We start from the raw sequence: 21,896 nt of genomic DNA, 5'->3' as shown, positions 1-21,896 counted from the left end.
GTCAGCCAGAGCTGCGTTACCTGTGTTCTTCTCCATGTCAGGCCGCGCTCTGTTTCGCTGCAAGGCTGACGTTTCCATCTGCACGCAAGGTGACTTCTGTGGATGGTTGCAACATGTCGACGTGTTCTCATACATCCGCGGGCATCCGACACCTGCGGGAAGACGCACGGTCCCAGGCCTGGCCAGATCAGTCCCCTTCTCGCCTCTCCGGCGCTTCCCTTCGCACACAGAGAAGCTCGGCTCCTGTCTATGGCCACTGGAGCCATTGGATCACCTCCGGAATCGCCCTCGGGGCCGGAGGCGATGCCGCACCCGGCGGGGCTGGACCCTTCCGACCGAGCCTCCTAGTCTCGCGCCGGCTGAGTTAGAAGGAATCCCCAGATGGCGGTCGGTACGAATATCCGGACATATTTCGAAGGCAGCTGGCATGTCGGCGACATCCCCGTGATGCGCGCGGCCGATCATGGCTCATGGCTGGGCACATCCGTTTTTGACGGCGCGCGATATTTCGAGGGCGTCACGCCCGATCTGGAGGCCCATTGCGCCCGCATCAACCGCTCCGCCGAAGCGCTGATGATCACGCCGACCGTCTCCGCCGAAGACATGGTCGAGATCGTGCGCGAGGGGCTCAAGGCCTATTCCCGGGAGCAGGCCGTCTATATCCGGCCGATGTATTGGGGCATCGATGGCGGCGCCACCGGCGTCATGCCGAAACAGGGCGTCACCGGCTTTGCGATCTGCCTCGAAGAAATCCCCATGGCCCCGCCGACGGCCTCGACCACCCTCACCCGCACCCGTTTCCGCCGCCCGACGCTGGATTCCTCGGTCTGCAATGCCAAGGCAGGCTGCCTTTACCCCAACAACGCGCGGATGCTGGCCGAGGCGCTCGCCCAAGGGTTCGGCAACGCGCTGGTGGCCGATGCGATGGGCAATGTCGCCGAATCCGCCACGGCGAACGCCTTCATGGTCAAGGACGGCGTCGCCTTCACCCCCATCGCCAATGGCACCTTTCTCGCGGGCATCACCCGGTCGCGGCATATCGCGAACCTGCGCGCGGACGGCGTCGAGGTGGTCGAGACGGTCCTGAGCTTCGAGGATTTCGAAAATGCCGACGAGGTTTTCCTGAGCGGCAACATGAGCAAGATCACCCCGGTGACCGCCTTTGACGAAGTGACGTATCAGGAAGGTCCCGTCACCCGCCGTGCGCGGGAACTCTACTGGGATTGGGCCCTGTCCGCAAAGTGACCGCTCCCGGCCAGCCAACCGCCCTGCCGGTTCTGCTTGCCCTGCGCGTCGGGCGCGGGCAAATTGCCGGGACGGGGCCGATGCGCTTTCGGCGCTAAGGAGGAGACCTAATGCGCAAGTTCCTTGTGGTGCTGGATGACAGTCGCGAATGCCTGAACGCCATGCGGTACGCGGCGATGCGCGCGGCCAATACCGGCGGCGGCGTCGAGATCCTGTCGATCATCCCGCCCGAAGAATTCAACCATTGGATCGGGGTTGGCGACATCATGCGCGCGGAGGCCCGCGAACGGATCGAGGCGCATTTCGAGGTTTTCGCCAAGTGGATGCGCGACCGGCAGGGGGTGGACCCGCACCTGGTGATCCGGGAGGGTGAGCCGGTTCCGGAATTGCTGTCCCAGATCCGTCAGGATCCCGATATTGGCGTTCTGGTATTGGGTGCGTCCACTGGCAAGGGCGGCCCCGGCCCTCTGGTCACTCAATTGACCAAGAATTCGGGCGCGCTGCCCGTCCCCGTCACCATCGTGCCGGGCAGCTTGTCCAAGGAGCAACTGGACGCGATCACCTGAGGCGCAGCGACTCTCGCCCCAGTTTAGAACGATTCCAACTCATTGACACGCGCGCCCTTAAAGCGCATATACCGACCATCCCGCCAAAGAGGCATGCCCCATGTTCATTCAGACAGAATCCACGCCGAACCCGGCGACCCTTAAATTCCTTCCCGGCCAGACCGTGCTGGAAACCGGCACCGCCGATTTCCCGAACGCCACCGCGGCCGAGCGTTCGCCATTGGCGTCCCGTGTCTTTGCCGTGACCGGCGTGACGGGCGTGTTTTTCGGCAATGATTTCGTCACCGTGACCAAGGCCGAAACGGTGGAGTGGGAACATGTGAAGCCGGCGATCCTCGGCGCGATCATGGAACATTTCCAGTCCGGGCAGCCGGCGGTTGCCGATGATGGCGCTCCCGCCACGGGCGGTCATGCCGAGCACGAGGGCGAGGATTCCGAGATCGTCAACCAGATCAAGGAACTGCTCGACACCCGTGTTCGCCCTGCAGTGGCCCAGGATGGCGGCGACATCACCTTCCACGGTTTCGACCGTGGCGTGGTCTACCTGCACATGCAGGGTGCCTGCGCGGGCTGCCCCTCCTCGACGCTGACGCTCAAGATGGGCATCGAGAACCTGCTGCGCCACTACATCCCGGAAGTGCTCGAGGTTCGCCCCGTCGCCGTCTGACGGGCGCAACGCACAGGCATTGCACGGGGACGGTTCGTCTGTGACCGAAGGCGATCGAATAACCGGGCGCTGCACATGCGAGGCAGCGCCTTTTGCCTTTGAAACCGCGCGCTCGAAGCCATAGTATCCCGGTGAAAGCCCGCTGAATGACATTTGCCAACATCCTCGCCTTCGACACATCCGGCCCGCATTGCGCCACCGCGCTGCTTCAAGGCGACGAACTTCATGGCGCGCGCGTCATGGAGATGAAACGCGGACAGGCCGAAGCGCTGATGCCGCTTCTGGAAGAGACGCTGGCGGGGCGCGGTCTCGCGTGGTCCGATCTGGACGCGCTTGCGGTCGGTATCGGGCCCGGCAATTTCACCGGCATCCGTATTTCGGTATCAGCGGCGCGGGGCTTGGCGCTGGCACTCGGAATTCCCGCCGTGGGCGTGTCGAATTTCGAGATCATGGCGCATGGCAACACAGCCCAAGAGCTTCTGGTCTGCCTGCCCGCCCCGCGTGAACAGGTCTATCTGCAGCTTTTCCGCTATGGCAGACCCGCAGGAAAACCGCGCCTCGCTGCGCTCTCGGAACTGCCGAACGATCTCGGCACAACCGGCAGCACCACCATCATCGGACATCTCGCAGAGGAGATTTCCGCGCAGACGGCAGGCTCCGCCATTCCGGCCGTTCTGGAAGATATCCCCGAACGGATCGCCCGAATCGCCCGGAGGCGCCTTCTGGAGGAGGGCATGCCAGCCGAACGGCCCGCGCCGCTCTACGTGCGCGCGGCCGATGCCGTCCCCCCCTCGGACCCGCCCCCGGTGATCCTGCCATGACCCCGACCCCGGCCGCGCTTGCCGCGCTTCACGCGCTCTGCTTCGACACGCCGCGCCCATGGTCCGAGGACGAATTCGCAACCTTCCAGCAATCGCCCGGCGTTTACCTGTGCGTCCGCGACGCGGGCTTCGCGCTCGGGCGGATAATGCTGGACGAGGCCGAATTGCTGACCATCGCCGTGACCCCGGCGCGACAACGCGTAGGTCATGGCCGGCAACTCCTGCTTGCTTACGAAGACGAAGCCCGCATTCGTGGCGCGAAGACCAGTTTTCTTGAAGTCAGCGCCGAGAACAAAGCCGCGCGCGCTCTTTACGAAAGCTTCGGCTACACGCAGGTCGGGCGGCGCAAGGAGTACTACCGCGCCCCGACGGGAGAGCGGATCGACGCGATCGTCTATAGCCGCCGCCTTGACGCATCACCGGCCTGAGACCGCCTCGGTTCCGCAACGTCACAGTGTGACATGTCCGGCTCCCTTCGAGAGGTCACCTTGAAAACCAAAGCCTCCGAACCGCGTGCCGCGCCGAAATGCGCGTGCGCCACATGTAAAAACCGGTTGACCCCCTTGCATGGCTGCGGCCTTATTCCCGGGTGATCCGACACGAGATCCGATCGTTCCGACGATCCGGGCCGTCCTCGGCCCGCTGCCCAAAACAAACCCAACCGGGAGAGTATTCATGACAATTATGCGGAGCATCCTCGGCGCGGCTGCCGCCCTGGCCCTTACGGCCGGCATCGCCTCGGCCGAACCGGCAATCATTTTCGACCTAGGCGGCAAGTTCGACAAGTCGTTCAACGAATCCGCCTATACCGGCGCCAAGCGTTGGGCGGACAAGACCGGCGGAACCTTCCGCGAAATCGAAATGCAGTCCGAAGCCCAGCGGGAGCAAGCGCTGCGCCGTCTGGCCGAGTCGGGCTCCAACCCGGTGGTCATGACCGGCTTCGCCTTCGGCAATGTCCTCGCCGAAGTTGCCCCGGACTACCCCGACACCTCCTTCGCCATCATCGACATGGTGGTGGACCAGCCGAACGTGCGCTCGGTGGTCTTCTCCGAGCATGAGGGCTCCTATCTTGTCGGCATGCTGGCCGCCAATGCCTCCAAGTCCGGCACGGTCGGCTTCATCGGCGGCATGGACATTCCGCTGATCCGCAAATTCGCCTGTGGCTATGCCGAGGGCGTCAAGTCGGTGAACCCGGATGCCAAGATCATCTCCAACATGACCGGCACCACGCCCGCCGCTTGGAACGACCCGGTGAAGGGCTCCGAGTTGACCAAGGCGCAGGTATCGCAGGGCGCTGACGTGGTCTTCGCCGCTGCCGGTGGTACCGGTGTGGGCGTGCTGCAAGCCGCTGCCGACGAAGGCATCCTGTCGATCGGCGTGGACAGCAACCAGAACCACCTGCACCCGGGCAAGGTGCTGACCTCCATGGTCAAGCGCGTCGACAACGCGGTCGAGAAGGCCTTCGATGACGGCCCCGGCTTCGAGACCGGCATCGTGGTGATGGGCGTTTCCAACGAGGGCGTGGGCTTCGCGATGGACGAGAACAATGCCGACATCGTCGACGCCAACTGGAAGTCAGCCGCCGACATGGCCGCCGAGAAGATCTCCTCGGGCGAGCTGTCAGTGCATGACTACATGGCCGACAACACCTGCCCGGCGCTCGAGTTCTGATCCGGGACGGATCGTGAAACAGCAGGAAGGGCCGCGTTGCGTGACGCCGCGCGGCCCTTTCCGTCACAAGACAGGGGATGCTCGATGAAGGATCTTGCCGACACGTCCGGACAGCCGCCCGGAGCGGCCCCGAATGCACCGCCGGCCATCGAATTGCGCGGGATTTCAAAGGCTTTCGGCCCGGTCCAGGCGAACAAGGATATCTCCTTATCCGTCGCCAAGGGCGCGATCCATGGCATTATCGGCGAGAATGGCGCGGGCAAATCGACGCTCATGTCGATCCTCTACGGCTTCTACAAGGCCGATCGCGGCGAGATCCTGATCAACGGACAGGTCACCCAGATTCCCGACAGCCAGGCCGCCATTGCCGCCGGCATCGGCATGGTTTTCCAGCATTTCAAACTGGTGGAGAACTTCACCGTTCTCGAAAACGTCGTGCTGGGCGCCGAGGAAGGCGCTCTCCTGCGCACGACCATGTCGAACGCGCGCAAGCACCTGACCGAGATCGCCGAAGAATACGAGATGAACGTGGACCCCGACGCCGTGATCGAGGAGATCGGCGTGGGCCAGCAACAGCGGGTGGAGATCCTCAAGTCGCTCTACCGCAATGCGGAGATCCTGATTCTCGACGAGCCGACAGGGGTGCTGACGCCCGCCGAGGCGGACCACCTGTTCCGCATCCTTCGCGGCCTGCGCGACGAAGGCAAGACGATCATCCTGATCACCCACAAGCTGCGCGAGATCATGGATGTGACCGACACGGTCTCCGTGATGCGGCGCGGCCAGATGACCGCCACCGTCAAGACCGCCGAGACCTCGCCCGAGGAGCTGGCCGAGCTGATGGTAGGCCGCAAGGTGCTGCTGCGGGTGGACAAGAAGCCCGCCCAGCCCGGCGCGACCGTGCTCAAGGTCGAAGACCTCCGTGTCGTGGACGAAGACAAGGTGCAACGTCTCAAGGGCGTCAGCCTCGAAGTGCGGGCGGGCGAGATCCTCGGCATCGCGGGCGTGGCCGGCAATGGCCAGTCCGAGCTTCTGAACGTGCTGGGCGGCATCACGCGCGCCACCGGCTCGGTGCAGATCAACGGCCAGGAGATCGACCTGACCGGAAAGTATTCCGACGGTCGCTCCCGGCGTGAACGCAGCATCGCCCATGTCCCCGAAGACCGCCAGCGCGCCGGTTTGATCATGGATTTCGCCGCCTGGGAGAACATGGTCTTCGGCTACCAATGGGATCCGGCGCTGAACAAGGGCTGGCTGATGGACAATGCCGGCATCAAGGCCGAGACAGAGGGCAAGATGGAGCGCTTCGACGTGCGCCCGCCGAACCCGCAGCTTGCCGCCAAGAGCTTCTCGGGCGGCAACCAGCAGAAAATCGTGCTCGCCCGCGAGATCGAGCGCAACCCGGACCTGCTGCTGGTCGGACAACCGACGCGCGGTGTCGATATCGGCGCCATCGAGTTCATCCACCAGCAGATCATCAACCTGCGCGACGCGGGCAAGGCGATCCTGCTGGTCTCGGTCGAGTTGGACGAGATCATGGGCCTTTCCGACCGCATCGCGGTGATGTTCGACGGCCAGATTATGGGCGAACGCCTTCCGGGCGAAACGAATGAAGGCGAGCTGGGCCTGCTGATGGCTGGCGTGACGAACGGGGGGAGCACCTGATGGACGTGATGCCGAAATGGGCCGACGTGGTCCTTGTGCCAGTGGTCTCACTGCTTCTGGCAATGGTGATCTCGGCGCTGGTGATCCTGGGGATCGGTGAAGACCCCTGGGCGGCGCTGAAACTGATGGTGCAGGGCTCCTTCGGCTCCACCTATGGCTGGGGCTACACGCTCTTTTACGCCACCAATTTCATCTTTACCGGGCTGGCCTTCGCCGTCGCCTCGCATGCCTCGATGTTCAATATCGGTGCCGAGGGACAGGCGACGCTGGGCGGCCTGGGTGTGGCCTTGGTCTGCCTGATGCTGCCCTGGCCGCACTGGACGCTTGCCTTGCCGGCCGCGATGGTCGGCGGCGCGCTCTTCGGGGCGGCCTGGGCCTTTCTGCCGGCATGGCTCGCGGCGAAACGCGGCAGCCATATCGTCATCACAACCATCATGTTCAACTTCATCGGCGCCGCCGTACTGAACTACATGCTGGTCAACGTGATGCGCCCCGCAGGCTCGATGGACCCGGCCTCGGCCAAGTTTCCGGACGGAAGCAACCTGCCTTCCCTGCATGACATCCTCGCAATTGTCGGCATTCCGTTCTCCAAATCGGCCCCGGCCAACCTCGCCTTCATCATTGCGCTGATCGCCTGCCTGCTGGTCTGGTTGCTGATCTGGCGCACCCGCTTCGGATTCGAGCTGCGCGCCTATGGCAAATCCGAGAGTGCCGCCGTCTATGCCGGTATCTCGCCGACCAAGATCATTGTCATCGCGATGCTGATCTCGGGCGGGCTCGCGGGCATGATGGCCGTCAATAACGTGATGGGCGAAGCAGAACGGCTGGTGCTCAACTCGGTCGAAGGGGCAGGTTTCATCGGCATCGCCGTGGCGTTGATGGGGCGCAACCACCCCTTGGGCATCCTGATATCGGCGATCCTGTTCGGCTTCCTCTACCAAGGGGGGGCAGAGTTGGCGCTCTGGATGTCGATCCCGCGCGAGTTGATCGTGGTGATCCAGGGGCTCGTCATCCTCTTCACCGGCGCGCTCGACAACATGGTGCGCATGCCGATCGAGAAAATATTCCTGGCGATACGCCGGTCCAAACAGGCGGCGGGAGAATAAGACGATGGATTTCTCCACTCTCATCCAGGTGCTCGATTCCACGCTCCGGCTGGCCACGCCGCTATTGCTGGCCTGTCTGGCCGGTCTCTTCTCCGAACGCTCAGGCATTTTCGATATCGGGCTTGAGGCCAAGATGCTGATCTCGGCCTTCTTCTCGGCCGCTTTCGCCTACACCACCGGATCGGTCTGGCTGGGCCTTCTGGCCGGCATCGCGGCCTCGATGGTCTTTGCCTTCATCCACGGCCTCGCCTCGATCACCTTCCGGGGCAACCAACTGATCTCGGGTGTGGCGCTCAACTTCCTCGCCTCCGGCATGACGGTGCTGATCGCCCAAAGCTGGTTCAGCCAGGGTGGCCGCACGCCTTCGCTGATCGGCGGGGCGCGTTTCGAAGGCCTCGAGCTGCCCTTTGCCATCGGCCCGACGGATGCCGCGGCCGCGGGCCGGCCGCTGAGCCAGATGCTCGCCGAGGCCGGACCGTTGCAGCTCTTCTATTCCGAGCTGATCTCGGGCCACTCGATCCTCGTCTATATCGCGCTGGCCGCAGTTCCGGCGACCTGGTGGATCCTGTTCCGCACCCGCTTCGGGCTGCGCCTGCGCGCGGTGGGCGAGAACCCCGCCGCGGTCGATACGGCCGGGATCTCGGTCGTCGGGTTGCGCTATGCCGCCATCGGCATCGTCGGCATCCTGTGCGGTCTGGCCGGGGCGTACCTCGCCACGGGCCTGCAAGCCGGATTCGTCAAGGACATGACGGCGGGGCGCGGCTATATCGCGCTCGCCGCACTGATCTTTGCCAAATGGCGTCCGTGGCACGCGCTCGGCGCCTGCATGCTTTTCGGCCTGCTTCAGGCGCTGGCGCTGCGCACCGATGTGGTAGAAGCGCTCTTTCCGTTCAAGATGCCGGTGCAGCTGCTCGACAGTATGCCCTATATCCTGACAGTGGTCATCCTCGCCGGTTTCGTCGGCAAGGCGATCCCGCCGCGCGCGGGTGGCCAGCCATATGTGAAGGAACGCTGAGCGTAGCCTTCCTGAGCCCACCGGCCCGGCGCCGGTGGGCCTGACGCAAATCGGGCATTCCCGAAATGACTGTTGAAACGAAGCCCCTGCGGGAATAGCAGCGCGGCATGCAGATTTACCTGCCGATAGCACAGATCTCGGTCGATTTGTTCCTCCTGCTCGGATTGGGCGGGATGGTTGGGGTGTTGTCGGGCATCTTCGGTGTCGGAGGCGGGTTCCTGCTGACACCGCTTCTGTTCTTCATCGGTGTTCCGCCAGCGGTGGCCGTCGCGACAAGCGCGAACCAGATCATGGCCTCCTCGGTCTCCGGCGTCCTGGTCCATCTGCGGCGCGGAACGGTGGATGTTCGCATGGGGCTGGCCCTTCAGGGCGGCGGGCTGATCGGCGCGGTCCTCGGCATGGGGCTGTTCAACCTGCTCAAGTCGTTCGGGCAGGTCGACCTGTTGATTACCCTCTTCTATGTCGTGTTCCTCGGCGCGGTGGGCCTGCTGATGTTCGTCGAGGCGCTTGGCGCGATACGCCGGGCGAAGAACCAGACGTCCGCGCCGATCGTGCGACGGCAGCGCAACTGGGTCCACACATGGCCCATCAAGCGCCGTTTCCGCGCCTCGGGCCTCTATATCTCGGTGATCCCGCCGGTGCTGGTGGGCGTAGCTGTCGGCGTGCTCTCGGCGATCATGGGCATCGGCGGCGGTTTCATCCTTGTGCCGGCGATGATCTATATCCTCGGCATGCCGACCAAGGTCGTCATCGGCACCTCGCTCTTTCAGGTGATCCTCGTCTCCGGCGCCACCGCGCTCATGCATGCGGTCACGAACCACACGGTCGATGTCTTCCTGGCAACGGTCCTGCTGATCGGGGGCGTGATAGGCGCCCAGTTTGGCGCCATGATCGGCGCGAAGCTCAAGGCCGAACAACTGCGAATCCTGCTCGCGCTGCTGGTGCTGGCGGTCTGTCTCAAGCTCGGGATGGACCTCGCCCTGCGCCCTGGCGAGCTCTATTCCATCGCAGAAGCACGATGAGCGGAGGCGTGGGGCGCCGCGGCAACGGCGGAACAACATTTCCGAGCGCCGGGCGTGAGCACCGTTGCCGCGGTTGCGGCTGCGCGGCTAGGGTTGCGGCATGCAGATCTACCTCCCGATTGCAGAAGTTTCCGTCAATGCATTCATGCTCCTCGGTCTGGGCGGCATGGTCGGAATCCTGTCGGGCATGTTCGGGGTCGGAGGAGGTTTCCTCATGACGCCGCTGCTGATGTTCATCGGAATCCCCCCGGCCGTGGCCGTGGCCACAGAGGCAAACCAGATCGTTGCCTCGTCCTTTTCCGGCGTTCTGGCTCATTTGCGAAAGAAAACGGTCGATATCCGGATGGGGATCGTGCTGCAGATTGGCGGCCTGATCGGGGCCGGGCTGGGCGTCGTCCTTTTCAACTTCCTGAAATCGCTCGGCCAGGTCGACCTGCTGATCACCCTGAGCTACGTCTTCTTCCTCGGGATTGTCGGCACGCTGATGTTCATCGAATCGGTCGGCGCGATTCGGCGGGCACGCAACCCGGCAAAAGCCCCGCCTCCGAAACGGCGGCAACGGGGCTGGGTGCAGACATTGCCGTTCAAGATGCGTTTCCGCACCTCCGGGCTCTATATCTCGGTGATCCCGCCCGTTCTGGTGGGGGTCTTTGTCGGTATCCTTGCCGCGATCATGGGGGTGGGCGGCGGCTTCATCATGGTGCCGGCGATGATCTACATCCTCGGAATGCCGACCAAGGTCGTCGTCGGTACATCCCTGTTCCAGATTATCCTCGTCACCGGTTTCACGACGCTGCTGCACGCCACGACCAACCACACCGTGGACATGGCGCTTGCGGTCCTGCTGCTGGTCGGCGGCGTTGTGGGCGCGCAGATCGGCACCCAGATCGGCACCAAGCTCAAGGCCGAACAACTCCGGGTGCTGCTTGCGGGCATGGTGCTGCTGGTCTGCGGCAAGCTCGCCTCGGACCTGCTGCTGCAACCCGCCGAGCTCTATTCTCTCGGCCTGTCGGGAGGGCACTGAGCATGCGCCTGGCACTCCTGATCGTCACCTTCCTGTTCACGGCGCTCCCGGCTGCGGCACAAAGTGTCGTCGCCGATCTCAGCCAGAGCCGCGTTTCCATCACCGCGAGCTTCGCAGGCTCCCATATCCTCGTCTTCGGCGCCGTGAAGCACACGGAGGAAAGCCGGCCAAAATCCTATCCGGTGCTTGATCCGATCGACGTGATCGTGACCGTTTCCGGTCCGCGGGAGTCGGTGACCGTTCGCAAGAAGGACCGCCGCGCCGGGATCTGGATAAATGCCGAAGCGATGCGTATCGATTCGGCCCCGACCCTCTACAAGATCGCCTCCTCCCGACCGCTGGAGGATATCCTGTCCGAAACCGATGATCTGCGCCATTCGATCTCGATCCCGCTGGCGGTCCGCTCGGCCGGCGACGCGGGCGAGGTCGAGAATTCCGAGGCGTTCGTCGAGGCGCTGATTCGTATCCGCGAAGACACCGGCGATTACGAGGTTCTGCCCAACAGTGTCCGGGTGATCGACCAGACGCTGTTCCGTACCGATATCAACCTGCCCGCGAATCTCGTCGAAGGCGACTACACCACCCGGATCTTCCTGACCCGCAACGAACAGGTGGTCGCCGATTTCACCCGCGTGCTGTATGTGCGCAAGGTCGGGATCGAACGCTGGGTCTACAATCTCGCACAGGACCAGGCGCTGATCTATGGCCTGCTGTCGCTGGCCATCGCCATCGCGGCGGGCTGGAGCGCCTCGGCGGCCTTCCGCTACATGCGCGGTTCCTGAACGCTCAGGCGCGCCCCGCGGCAGCGCTCAAGGTCAACGGATCAATCCCGAGCGTCTTGAGCGCCTTTTCCCACTTGCGGTCATTTTCGGTTGAGAACACCAGCGCTGGCGTTGCGTCGCAGGTGAGCCACCCGTTCTGCGCGATCTCGCCTTCGAGCTGTCCCGGCGCCCAGCCCGAATACCCCAGCGCCAGAAGCGCCAGCCGGGGACCACGGCGCATGGCCATGTCCTCCAGAATCTCCAGCGTCGCCGTCATGCCGAAATCCGCATCCACCCGGAGCGTCGATTCGGCAATGTCGTATTCTCCCGAATGCAGGACGAACCCGCGGCCATGCTCAACCGGTCCGCCGATATGGATCTGGGTCGGCAGGCTTTCGTCGCTGGTGTCGATGTCGAGCTGTTCCAGCAGATCGCCAAAGGCCAGATCCGCTGCCGGCTGGTTGATGATCAACCCCATCGCCCCTTCCTCCGAATGGGCACAGATATAAATGACGGAATGATCGAACCGGGGATCGCCCATGCCCGGCATGGCGATCAACAGTTTTCCGGACAGGTCCATTGGCGGGTAGAGCTCTTGCATGGGATCAACAATGAGGGTGGATTTCGCCGGGGACAAGTGGCCGTGAACACACGGAGGCGATCCGTCGCCATTATGTGATTTCCCATGGCGAACCCGCTGCATATGCTCTGCGCCATGACGAGCAGAACCCGCATTCGCAACACCGCCCTCACCCTCGCAACAGCGCTTGCCGGGCTCCTGCCCCTTGCCGGACAGGCCGGCGGGTTGCCGGACAACGTCGTCCAGGCCGAGATACGCGAGGGTTGGATGACCAAGGACGGCACACGGATGGCCGCGCTGCACCTCACGCTGACGCCCGGCTGGAAGACCTATTGGCGCGCGCCCGGCGATGCGGGCATTCCCCCCGTCTTCAACTGGTCGGGCTCGGAAAACCTGCAAGGCGTCAGCTATCACTGGCCCAGCCCCCAGGTTTTCACCAGCTATGGACTGCGCTCTATAGGCTACAAGGACGAGCTGATCCTGCCCATCGAGCTTCACCCGAAAAATGCCGGCGCGCCGATTCGCCTCAAGGGAGAGGTCGATCTCGGCGTTTGCGAAACGATCTGCATGCCGGCGCATCTGACGGTTGATGCGATGCTGGAGGGCCCCGGCCATTTCGACCCCGAGATTCACACGGCCCTTGCGAACCGTCCCCGCCCGGCCAACCGGGCCGGCGTGCGCGATGTCACATGTGACCTGTCGCCGATTTCCGACGGGCTGCGACTCTCGGCCCGGATCGAGATGCCCCGGTTGCAGGGCGAGGAAGTGGCCATGGTCGAGGCCGGCGATCCGCGGATCTGGGTCTCCGAGCCGGAGGTCCAACGGCAGGGCAATGCGCTGGCCGTTCAGGCCGATCTCGTGCCGCCCAATGGCAAGCCAATGGCGCTGAGCCGCAGCGCCCTGCGCTTTACCGTGATCGGCTCGACGAATTCCGTCGATATTCGAGGTTGCACCACGAATTAGAGCTCAGCAAACGGAAGTGCGCGGTCCTAGGCGGCGCCCTTGACGGCCTCTTTCCTGCGCCCGGAGACCAGCATCCAGAACGCTCCGAGCAGGAAGAGCCCGGTCGTGATCGCCCAGCTACCCGCGAGAAATACAAGCAAAACGACCAGGGGGCTGGTCGCTTCGAATGGCAACAACCCGGCCAGTGGCGGCCAGATGACCCCGTCCTTCAGGAAGCTGCCGAAGGTCGCGGCCAGAAGCGCCACCACGGCCAGCAGGGCGACCCAGGTCAGGGCGTTCACCATCCCCGTGCGCCCCCGTTCGCTGAGCGCCCGGCGCAGCGCCTGCACCTGCCGCTGCACGTCTTTCTGCACTGCCAGAAGCGCCGGGACCATCAGCAGCACCAGCACCACGCCGAAGCCCAACCCATATACGAGGGTGATCACTGTCGGCTTGAGGAACTGCGCCTGCCGGGACGGCTCGTAGAGCAGCGGCGTCAGGCCAATCACGGTTGTCAGCGTCGTCAGCAGCACCGGCCGGAGCCGGTCCGCCGCCGCGTCGACCACCGCCGGAACAAGCCCACGGTCGCGGGAATACTCATCCACCGTCGTCACCAGAACGATGGAATCGTTGATGATGATACCGGACATGCCGATGAGCCCGATGATCGTGAACATGGAGAGCGGCATGTCCCATGCCTGGTGCCCATAGACCGTTCCGATCAGCCCGAAGGGTATCACCGCCATGATCAGCACCGGCCGCGTCCAGCTCGAGAACACCCAGGCCAGCGTCAGGTAGATCCCCATAAGGCACAGCCCATAGCCGACGAAGGCGTCAGTCAGGAAATCCTGCTCCTGCTCGGCGAGCCCCGACAGGCGCCATTGCACCCCGTGTGCCTCGGCGATCTCCGGCAGGATATCGTTGCGCAGAATCTCCACGATCTCTTCGGCGCGTGCCGGGTCGTCCTCGGAGATGTCGCCGGTGACCGAGACCACGCGGATGCCGTTCTCGCGGTTGATCGTCGAGAAGCCGGTACGTCGCGAGACCTCGACCACATCGGCCAGAGGCACATATTCGCCCGCCGGCGTTCGCAGTTGGGTCCGGTTCAGGAAATCGGCCGTCAGCTCGTCTTCCGGCAGTTCCACCCGGATCGCGGCGCTGCGCGGTCCTACCGGATAGGTCGCCGCCTCGATCCCGTTCAGCCGGTTGCGCAGCACGCGGCCCAACTCGTCGATGGTGAAGCCGAGTGCCGCGCCCTGCGCGGTCAGCTCAAGGATCATCTCCTCCTTGTCATAGGAGAGGTTGTCCTCCACCGCAGAGACCTCGCCGAAGCGCGCGACCTCGGTCTTGAGGGCCTCCGAGGCGGCCTTGAGGGTCTCGTTGCCTGCCCCGAAGAACTGCACGTCGAGCGCATCGCCGCCGCCCCCCGAGCGCCACCCCCGGAAGGAGATCGTCTCCACCAGCGGATGACGTTCGACGCGGTCCTGCAGATCCGAGACGAACTGGAAGCTCGAATAGGGGCGCAGGTCCGGGTCGATCAGCTCGACGGCGATGGAGCCGAGCTGGTCGGCATCCTTGGTATCGGCCCCTGCGAGCCCGCGACCGGTATTGCCGCCCACTTCAGCCAACGCATAAAGGACAGGCCGGGTGCCATATGTCTCGCCATATTCGGTGTCGAGCGCCTCCACAGCCGCCTGGAAAGCCCGCATCTGGACCAGCGAATCCTCCCGCTTGGCTCCCGGCGCCATGGCGAAATTGCCCGACACGGATCCCTCTTCGGGCGCGCTGAAGAAACGCCACTGAACATCGCCGTTCACGATCTTGGCCGCCTGCGTGGACAGGATCAGCACCAAGACCGCCAGCACGGGGTAGCGCGCCCAGAGCGCAAAGGCGACGACCCGGCGAAAGATGTTGTGCCGGAACCAGGAGAAGCCCCGGTTCACCATGCGCGACGGCCAGTCATACCATGCCTCGCGTTCGCTCGCGGCATGCAGCGAATGCGCCAGGTGGTTCGGCAGGATCAGGAAACACTCTACCAGCGAGGCGATCAGCACCACGATCACGGTAAAGGGGATTTCCTTGATCAGGTTGCCGAAGAAGCCACCGATCAGTGTCAGGCCGGAAAAGGCGATGATGGTGGTGATCGTGGCCGAGAAGACCGGCCCCATCATCCGCCGCGCCGCCCGTTCGGAGGCGACCATGGGCGCCTCGCCCAGCCGCCGAACCCGGAAATCGGCATGCTCCCCCACGACGATCGCATCGTCCACGATGATCCCGAGCGTTATCAACAACGCGAAGAGCGACATCATGTTGAGCGTCAGGCCCGCCGCGTACATTAGCGCAATGGCCGAGAAGAGCGCCACGGGAATGCCGGCTGCCACCCAGATCGCCGTGCGGGCATTCAGGAACAGGAAGAGCAGGCCGACGACGAGCACCAGACCCGTCAGGGCATTTTCCAGCAGCACGGCGATGCGCCCGGAAATCGCCTCCGAGCGCGTCCGGATCAGCTCGATAGTCACCCCTTCCGGCAGGCCGAGCATCATTTCCCGTGCCACCTCCTCGACCCTTGCCTGGATATCGAGCGCATCGCCCTGTGCGGAGCGGTCCACCCGGACCGAGATCGCCGGATCGGCGCCACGGAAATAGGTGCGGTTGCGGTCAACCCCCTCCACCCGGATGGTGGCCACGTCGCCGATGGTCAGCCGCGAGCCGTCATCATAGGTTCGCAGCGTGATGCCGGAAATCTCCTCGGCGGAGCGTTTCTCGCGCCCCGTTCGTACGCGGGCATTGGCGCCGCTCACATCACCGGCCGGGTCCGCCGCGACCTCGCCGGCGATGACATCGGCGATCTCGGCCATGGTCACATTGTGGCGCACGAGCGCCAGGGTCGGCACTTCGACAATGACCTGTGGTGCGGCCACCCCCCGGATGGTGGTTCGCGTCACCCCTTCGGTGAACAGGCGGGACACGAATTCGTCGGTGAACTCGGCCAGCAAGCCAACACCCACCGGTCCCGCAATCACCACGTCCGACACCCTGTCGCGCCATGCCCTGCGTCGCACGACCGGATCGTCGGCGTCGTCAGGCATTGTCGTCACCGTGTCGATGGCCTGCTGCACATCCTCGGCGGCCTGCCCCATATCCACGCCCGGCTCGAATTCGAGCGTGATCGCCGCAGAGCCTTCCTTTGCGCTGGAATAGGAAGAAGAGACACCGTCGACGGCCAGCAGGACCGGCTGCAACAGCTCGACGATCGCGGTGTCGACGTCATCGGCACCCGCCCCGTCCCAGCTGACATTGACGTTGACCTCGTCCAGAATCACGTCGGGAAAATACTGCGCGCGCATCCGTGGCAGGGAAAACAGCCCCGCCGCGATCAGAAGCACCAGCAGCAGGTTGGCCGCTGTCGCGTGGCGGGCAAAATAGGAGAGCAGCCCGCGCGGCGCGGTGTCCTTGCCATCCATGGATCAGCCCCCCATCCGGCTTTCGATGCGCTCGACCACGCCGGCGGGCACCTTTTCCTGCTTGAGCTGCGAAAGCACGCGCGCGCGGGCTTCCGCCGGCATGCGCGCGTTGCCTTCGACAGCGGCGATCAGCGCCGCGCGGCGCTCTGGCGTCAGCGCGATCAACTCGGAGCCGTCCTTCGAACCGCCGGCATCCTTAGCCCCGCCTTCCTCCAGCCGTTCCTCCGCCTGCGCCGTCAGGTCCCGCACCAGAACGCCGGGGCCGATCAGTGGCGTCCGCTCCGCCACGATGCGCTGGCCACCCAACGCGCCGACCGAGACGATCACCTCGTCGCCCTGCCGCCGCAGAACCTCCACCTCGGCCACCGAGAGGCGTTTCTCCGGACCGATCAGCAGAACCGAACTGGCCGCATCCACCGCCGTGGCCGGCAGCACGGCGACATCGGTCAGTTCCGGCTCGCGCACCTGCACGGTCACGAAATCGCCCGGCCGGAAGCCTGCGAAACTGTCGAGCCGGGCAAAGATGAGCCGCCCGGTCTGTCCTTCGCCCACCAGCGCATCCACGCGCGAGATCCGCCCCTGCGCCTGCAGGTCAAGCCCCAGAACATCCAGCGTGGCCTGTACCGGCGCGTTGATCAGCGTTCCCGCCTCGTCCAGAAGGCGGGCGTATTGCGTGGTGGAGAGGCGAAAATCCACTTCCAGCGCTGTCGGGTCGATCAGCGTGGCCAGCCGCTCGTTCTGCGAGACGAGCCCGCCCTCGACAACATCCACCCCCGCCAGCGTGCCGGTGAAGGCGGCATAAACCTTGGTGTCTTCCAGCCGTCGTTCGGCATCGGCCACCGCAATGCGCGCGCGTTCCAGCCGGCTGCGCGCCTGTTCCACCCGGTTTTCCGCCGCGGCCTCGACCAGTTGGCGAGCCACCACCGCCTGGTTGGCGCTCGCCTCGGCCAACGCCGCCGTCTCGATGGCCGCTTCCGTCCCGACACCGCGATTGGCGAGGTCTTCCTGGCGTTTCAACGCCTGGCTGCGAAGCCGCGCCTGCGCGCGGGAAGCGACCAGTTCGTCGCCCACCAAGACAAGGTTGCGTTCCGCGTCGCGCAGCTCGACCTCGGCCTCGGCCCGTTCGGTCTGTGCGATCTCCAGCGCGGAGAGCGCGTCGGTTGGATCGATTCGCGCAAGCAGCGTGCCCTGCTCGACCGTGGCGCCGGCATCGAACTGATCGTGCAGTTCGACTATGCGTCCGCCCGCCCCGGCGCGCAGTTCAAGGATGCGCCGGCTCTGCACCTGCCCGAAGGCCGTGATCACAGGCGTGGCCGTTCCGGCTTCGATCACGACCGAGTTGACCGGCATGATCCGCTCCTGTGCGGGTCTTTGGCGGGATTCGCGCGCCAGCATCTCCTGCACGGCATCGTTGAAGACAATACCGGCATAGATCAGGATCCCGATGGTGACCGAGAACAGGAACAGCCCGACAAGGGACCGCCGAAGAAACTGCATTGCTGGACCTTTTTAACTGATGCAACCGATGCTGCGACGATTCTACCTAGACTGAAACGACATTTGCGCAAACCCACGGTGTTGTTACGGGCGCGAGCGCGCGTTCCGTCGCGCGCAATGCCGATCACTGCCAAAGACTTCATCGCATCCGCCCGTTTCGGCCGCCCTTCCCGACTCCTTTGCAATCGGCTAGCAAGATCCCCATGGTTCAGGATCTTTCGCCATATGACGCCCTTGCCGCCCTCGATTTCCAGATCGCGATGGGCGCGGATATGGCTATTGGTGAGGATCCGCTGGATCGTTATGCGCTGAGCGCTGCCGCCGCCGAACAAAAGGCCAAGGCGCCGGCGCAAGCGGCAACGCCAGAATCGGCGAAGGCAACGCCGCCCCCCGTGCCGATCAAGGCCGACCCGATCGGCGATGCCCGGGCGATGGCCTCGGGCGCCTCTTCGCTGGAATCGCTGGCGGCGGCGCTCGCGGCTTTCGATCATTGCGAGCTGAAACATGGCGCGCGCTCGCTGGTCTTTTGCGATGGTCGCCCGCAGGCCCGCGTGATGATCATCGGCGAGGCGCCGGGCCGCGACGAGGACATCCAGGGCCGTCCCTTCGTCGGTCGCGCAGGCCAGTTGCTGGACCGGATGCTTGCCGCAATCGGGCTGTCGCGCGAGGCGACCGACGCGGAGGCCGCCGTCTACATCACCAATATCCTGCCCTGGCGCCCGCCGCAGAACCGCGACCCGAAGCCGGAAGAAATCGCCATGCTCAAGCCCTTTGTCGAGCGCCATGTCGAGCTTGTCTCGCCGGATCTGCTGGTGCTGATGGGCAATATCTCCTGTCAGGCCATGCTCGGGCGGCGCGGAATTACCCGGCTGCGCGGCAACTGGTCCGAAGTGCTGGGTCTGCCGGCGCTGCCAATGTTTCACCCGGCCTACCTGCTGCGCAACCCAGCGGCCAAGCGCGAGGCATGGGCCGACCTTCTGGCGCTCAAGGCCCGGCTGAAACGCGGAGAACAGCCATGATTCCCGTCGATCCGCTGACATTGCTGGCCTTCGTGCCGGCGGGGCTGGCGCTCAACCTGACGCCGGGGGCGGACATGATGTTCTGCCTCGCCCAGGGGCTGCGCGGGGGCGCGCGCGCGGCACTGGCCGCCGATGCCGGCATCGCGCTCGGCGCCTTCTTTCACGCCGCTGCGGCGGGGCTGGGCCTCTCGGCGCTGGTCGCGGCCGAGCCCGCGCTGCTCGACATCATCCGCTGGCTCGGGGTCGGCTACCTGCTGTGGCTGGCCTATGGCGCTTTTCAAACCGGCCCGGTTCCAGACGCGAAAGCCCCGGCTCTCGCCCCTTCCCGGGCCTTCCGGCAAGCCCTGCTCGTGAACCTGACCAATCCCAAGGTGATCCTTTTCGTGCTCGCCTTCGTGCCGCAATTCGTCGATCCCACCCGCGGCGCCATTCTGCCGCAATTCCTGATCTTCGGCCTGATCCTCGCCACGGGCGGGCTCGTGATCAACGGGCTGGTCGGTGTCTTTGCCGGAAGCCTTGGCCGCCGGCTTGCCAATTCGCCCCGTTTTGCCCGCGCGCTCCGCTGGACGACGGCCGGGGTCTTCACCGCGCTGGCCGCAAGGCTGGCCTTCATGGAGCGAAGCTAGACCATGCACAGCCCAGATGCGCCCAAGGAATTTATCCCCGTCCGTATCGCCGTCCTGACGGTCTCCGACAGCCGCGGCCTTGCCGAGGATCGCTCCGGCGACACGCTCGCCGCCCGGATCGAGGCGGCCGGACATATCCTCGCCGATCGCAAGATCCTGCCCGATGAACGCGCCGAGATCGCCGCGCAATTGTCTGCATGGTGTGACAGCCCGGATGTCGATGTCGTCATTTCTACCGGCGGGACGGGGCTTACGGGGCGCGATGTGAGCGTCGAGGCCCACCGTGATGTCTATGAAAAGGAAATCGATGCCTTCGGCACGATCTTCACCATCGTCTCGATGAAGAAGATCGGCACCTCGGCTGTGCAGTCACGTGCTTGCGCCGGCGTGGCTCGCGGCACCTATCTTTTCGCGCTTCCCGGCTCGCCCGGCGCTTGCAAGGATGGCTGGGACGAGATCCTCGAACCGCAACTCGACTACCGCCACCGGCCCTGCAATTTCGTCGAAATCTTTCCACGGCTGGAAGAACACAAACGCCGCAAATAGCGCAACCTGCTCATGACCTCCAAACGCAGGCAACAGGACCCCAAGATTTCTCACGAAAAATCTTCTGCCGCGCGCTTTGCGCGCGGCTACGCCCGGAGGGGGTGCCGCATCTGCCACACACGGAAGACTATGGGCGGGCTGCGGCTCCACTTCTCTTGGCCGAACCCATGCAAGCGGTCAAACTCGAAACACTCCACGCATTCCCGAGGTCTTGATGCTGCGCCCTGCCCTTCTGGTTCTGCCCCTTCTGCTGGTGCTTGCCGCCTGCGGGGAAGACCCGCGCCTGAAAGCGCTCAACGAGGGCCCTCCGGCGCCGGCCGGCGTCGAAGGAAGTCGTGACGCCGTTGACGGGCTGATTGTCGGCCATCGCCTGATGGCAGCGGGCGAGTACGAGCTGGCGCTCAAGGAATACTACCGCGCAGCCGCTGATCACGGGCTCTCGGCCGATGTGCTCTCGGCCATCGGCTCGGCAAATCTCAAGCTCGGGCGGCTGGGCCAGGCCGAACGCATGCTGCGCCGCGCCATCGACGAGGACGAGCGCTTCGCCGCCGCCTGGAACAATCTCGGCGTGGTGCTGATGGAACAGGGAGAATTCGGCGAGGCCGCGCGCACCTTTCAGACCGCTTTCGCCCTCGACAGTGGCGAAAGTGTCGAAATCAAGGAAAACTTGCAGCTCGCGCTCGCAAAACTTGAAAATCCTGCATACACTTCCGAGCAACAAGAAGAATTTGAATTGGTGCGCAGGGGAAGCGGGCAATACCGTATCCTGACGACACCTTGAGGCAGAACGAGCAGTAAAAGGACGCAAAAATGCGCCAAATTACCCTTGTCACGATGTGCCTTGGCACTGCCTTGGCGCTTTCGGCCTGTCAAAAGGCCGGCGAGAGCGAGGTTGATCGCGCCATCCAGAGCGTGAACGTGATCGACGAAAGCAACCTCAGCGACCTAATGCTTACGGCAGCCGATGCCAACGAGGCGGTCTCCTATTACAAGCGAACAGCCGCGGAGCACCCGGAACGTATCGACCTGCAGCGCAACCTCGCGAAATCGCTCGTGCGCGCCAAGCATAACACCGAGGCCACCACCGTCTGGGCCAAGGTCGTCGCGATGCCGGAGGCAACCAATTCCGACAGCGTGGATTACGCCGACGCGCTCATCCGCGCTGGCGACTGGGACAAGGCGGAAGCCATGCTCGACAAGGTCCCGCCCACCCACGAGACCTTCAAACGCTACAAGCTCGAAGCCATGGTCGCCGATGGCAACAAGGAATGGAAGAAAGCCGACAGCTTCTACGAGATCGCCGTCGGGCTGACCACCAAACCGGCTTCCACGCTCAACAACTGGGGCTATTCCAAGCTCACCCGCGGCGACTACCGTGAGGCCGAGCGGCTCTTTGGCGAAGCGCTGCAATACGAGCCGGACCTGTACACGGCCAAGAACAACCTGGTGCTGGCCCGCGGCGCGCAGCGCAATTACCAACTGCCGATCGTCGAGATGACCCAGGTCGAGCGGGCGCAGCTTCTGCACACGGCCGGGCTCACCGCGATCAAGCATGGCGACACCTCGATTGGGCGCACCCTTCTCCAGGACGCCATCGACACCCATCCGCAGCATTTCGAAGCCGCCGTTCACAGCCTAAACGCGCTCGACGGGGTCTAA

General features: G+C 64.4%; 21 protein-coding genes. 18 read left to right on the top strand and 3 right to left on the bottom strand.

Annotation, left to right across the window (positions count from 1 at the left end; all coding sequences use genetic code 11):
- The first annotated feature begins 381 nt into the window (after positions 1–381).
- From AX756_RS15660 to AX756_RS15605, 12 genes are all read left to right on the top strand, one after another.
- Complete coding sequence (locus tag AX756_RS15660) at positions 382–1,245, top strand: branched-chain amino acid aminotransferase (protein ID WP_068313488.1); 864 nt, start codon at positions 382–384, stop codon at positions 1,243–1,245.
- Positions 1,246–1,355: 110 nt separating this feature from the next.
- The gene (locus AX756_RS15655) at positions 1,356–1,811 is read left to right on the top strand and encodes a universal stress protein (RefSeq protein WP_068313484.1); all 456 of its coding nucleotides are present in this window, start codon (positions 1,356–1,358) and stop codon (positions 1,809–1,811) included.
- A 100-nt stretch (positions 1,812–1,911) separates the two neighbouring features.
- The gene (locus AX756_RS15650; protein WP_068313482.1) at positions 1,912–2,478 is read left to right on the top strand and encodes a NifU family protein; all 567 of its coding nucleotides are present in this window, start codon (positions 1,912–1,914) and stop codon (positions 2,476–2,478) included.
- Positions 2,479–2,624: 146 nt separating this feature from the next.
- Positions 2,625–3,299 carry a tRNA (adenosine(37)-N6)-threonylcarbamoyltransferase complex dimerization subunit type 1 TsaB gene (gene tsaB, locus AX756_RS15645; RefSeq protein WP_068313479.1) on the top strand — a complete coding sequence of 225 codons (675 nt, stop codon included), beginning with the start codon at positions 2,625–2,627 and terminating at the stop codon, positions 3,297–3,299.
- The gene (gene rimI / locus AX756_RS15640; protein ID WP_068313476.1) at positions 3,296–3,727 is read left to right on the top strand and encodes a ribosomal protein S18-alanine N-acetyltransferase; all 432 of its coding nucleotides are present in this window, start codon (positions 3,296–3,298) and stop codon (positions 3,725–3,727) included. Before tsaB ends, rimI begins: the two co-directional genes overlap by 4 nt.
- 247 nt (positions 3,728–3,974) lie before the next feature.
- Positions 3,975–4,970, top strand: a complete 996-nt coding sequence (locus tag AX756_RS15635; protein WP_068313474.1) for a BMP family lipoprotein — start codon at positions 3,975–3,977, stop codon at positions 4,968–4,970.
- An 84-nt stretch (positions 4,971–5,054) separates the two neighbouring features.
- Entirely contained in the window at positions 5,055–6,635 is a 1,581-nt protein-coding gene (locus tag AX756_RS15630) for an ABC transporter ATP-binding protein (RefSeq protein WP_068313471.1), read from the top strand.
- Positions 6,635–7,741: an ABC transporter permease gene (locus tag AX756_RS15625; protein WP_068313468.1), complete on the top strand. Its 1,107-nt coding sequence runs from the start codon at positions 6,635–6,637 to the stop codon at positions 7,739–7,741. The genes AX756_RS15630 and AX756_RS15625 overlap by 1 nt, the downstream gene beginning before the upstream one ends.
- 4 nt (positions 7,742–7,745) lie before the next feature.
- Positions 7,746–8,756, top strand: coding sequence for an ABC transporter permease (locus AX756_RS15620; protein ID WP_068313465.1), 1,011 nt, complete (start codon positions 7,746–7,748; stop codon positions 8,754–8,756).
- Positions 8,757–8,863: 107 nt separating this feature from the next.
- The gene (locus tag AX756_RS15615) at positions 8,864–9,778 is read left to right on the top strand and encodes a sulfite exporter TauE/SafE family protein (protein WP_068313462.1); all 915 of its coding nucleotides are present in this window, start codon (positions 8,864–8,866) and stop codon (positions 9,776–9,778) included.
- A gap of 100 nt (positions 9,779–9,878) precedes the next feature.
- Positions 9,879–10,802 carry a sulfite exporter TauE/SafE family protein gene (locus AX756_RS15610; RefSeq protein ID WP_068313458.1) on the top strand — a complete coding sequence of 308 codons (924 nt, stop codon included), beginning with the start codon at positions 9,879–9,881 and terminating at the stop codon, positions 10,800–10,802.
- Between the two features lie 2 nt (positions 10,803–10,804).
- Complete coding sequence (locus AX756_RS15605) at positions 10,805–11,584, top strand: TIGR02186 family protein (RefSeq protein WP_068313456.1); 780 nt, start codon at positions 10,805–10,807, stop codon at positions 11,582–11,584.
- Between the two features lie 4 nt (positions 11,585–11,588).
- Here the strand turns inward: AX756_RS15605 and AX756_RS15600 are convergent, their stop codons facing one another.
- Positions 11,589–12,164: a YqgE/AlgH family protein gene (locus AX756_RS15600; RefSeq protein WP_068313453.1), complete on the bottom strand. Its 576-nt coding sequence runs from the start codon at positions 12,162–12,164 to the stop codon at positions 11,589–11,591.
- Positions 12,165–12,248: 84 nt separating this feature from the next.
- Here AX756_RS15600 and AX756_RS15595 point away from each other — a divergent pair, with 84 nt between their 5' ends.
- Positions 12,249–13,106, top strand: a complete 858-nt coding sequence (locus AX756_RS15595; RefSeq protein ID WP_156461517.1) for a protein-disulfide reductase DsbD domain-containing protein — start codon at positions 12,249–12,251, stop codon at positions 13,104–13,106.
- Between the two features lie 26 nt (positions 13,107–13,132).
- Here AX756_RS15595 and AX756_RS15590 read toward each other — a convergent pair whose 3' ends face one another.
- Both AX756_RS15590 and AX756_RS15585 read right to left on the bottom strand, forming a co-directional pair.
- Positions 13,133–16,549 carry an efflux RND transporter permease subunit gene (locus AX756_RS15590; RefSeq protein WP_068313450.1) on the bottom strand — a complete coding sequence of 1,139 codons (3,417 nt, stop codon included), beginning with the start codon at positions 16,547–16,549 and terminating at the stop codon, positions 13,133–13,135.
- A 3-nt stretch (positions 16,550–16,552) separates the two neighbouring features.
- The gene (locus AX756_RS15585) at positions 16,553–18,046 is read right to left on the bottom strand and encodes an efflux RND transporter periplasmic adaptor subunit (RefSeq protein ID WP_068313447.1); all 1,494 of its coding nucleotides are present in this window, start codon (positions 18,044–18,046) and stop codon (positions 16,553–16,555) included.
- 203 nt (positions 18,047–18,249) lie between these two features.
- Between AX756_RS15585 and AX756_RS15580 the strand changes: the two genes are divergently transcribed.
- From AX756_RS15580 to AX756_RS15560, 5 genes are all read left to right on the top strand, one after another.
- Positions 18,250–19,065 carry a uracil-DNA glycosylase gene (locus tag AX756_RS15580; RefSeq protein ID WP_068313444.1) on the top strand — a complete coding sequence of 272 codons (816 nt, stop codon included), beginning with the start codon at positions 18,250–18,252 and terminating at the stop codon, positions 19,063–19,065.
- Entirely contained in the window at positions 19,062–19,691 is a 630-nt protein-coding gene (locus AX756_RS15575; protein WP_068313441.1) for a LysE family translocator, read from the top strand. Before AX756_RS15580 ends, AX756_RS15575 begins: the two co-directional genes overlap by 4 nt.
- A gap of 3 nt (positions 19,692–19,694) precedes the next feature.
- On the top strand, positions 19,695–20,237 hold the full coding sequence (moaB, locus tag AX756_RS15570) for a molybdenum cofactor biosynthesis protein B (protein WP_068313438.1): 543 nt from the start codon (positions 19,695–19,697) through the stop codon (positions 20,235–20,237).
- A 214-nt stretch (positions 20,238–20,451) separates the two neighbouring features.
- A complete protein-coding gene (locus AX756_RS15565) occupies positions 20,452–21,018 on the top strand; it encodes a tetratricopeptide repeat protein (protein ID WP_068313437.1) in 567 nt (188 codons plus the stop codon).
- A gap of 29 nt (positions 21,019–21,047) precedes the next feature.
- On the top strand, positions 21,048–21,896 hold the full coding sequence (locus AX756_RS15560; protein ID WP_068313435.1) for a tetratricopeptide repeat protein: 849 nt from the start codon (positions 21,048–21,050) through the stop codon (positions 21,894–21,896).

The organism is Aliiruegeria sabulilitoris (assembly GCF_001558155.1).
GTDB classification, from domain to species: domain Bacteria; phylum Pseudomonadota; class Alphaproteobacteria; order Rhodobacterales; family Rhodobacteraceae; genus Tropicimonas; species Tropicimonas sabulilitoris.
Note: the sequence above shows the minus strand (reverse complement) of the source record. Positions and strands in the feature narration are given on the sequence as shown.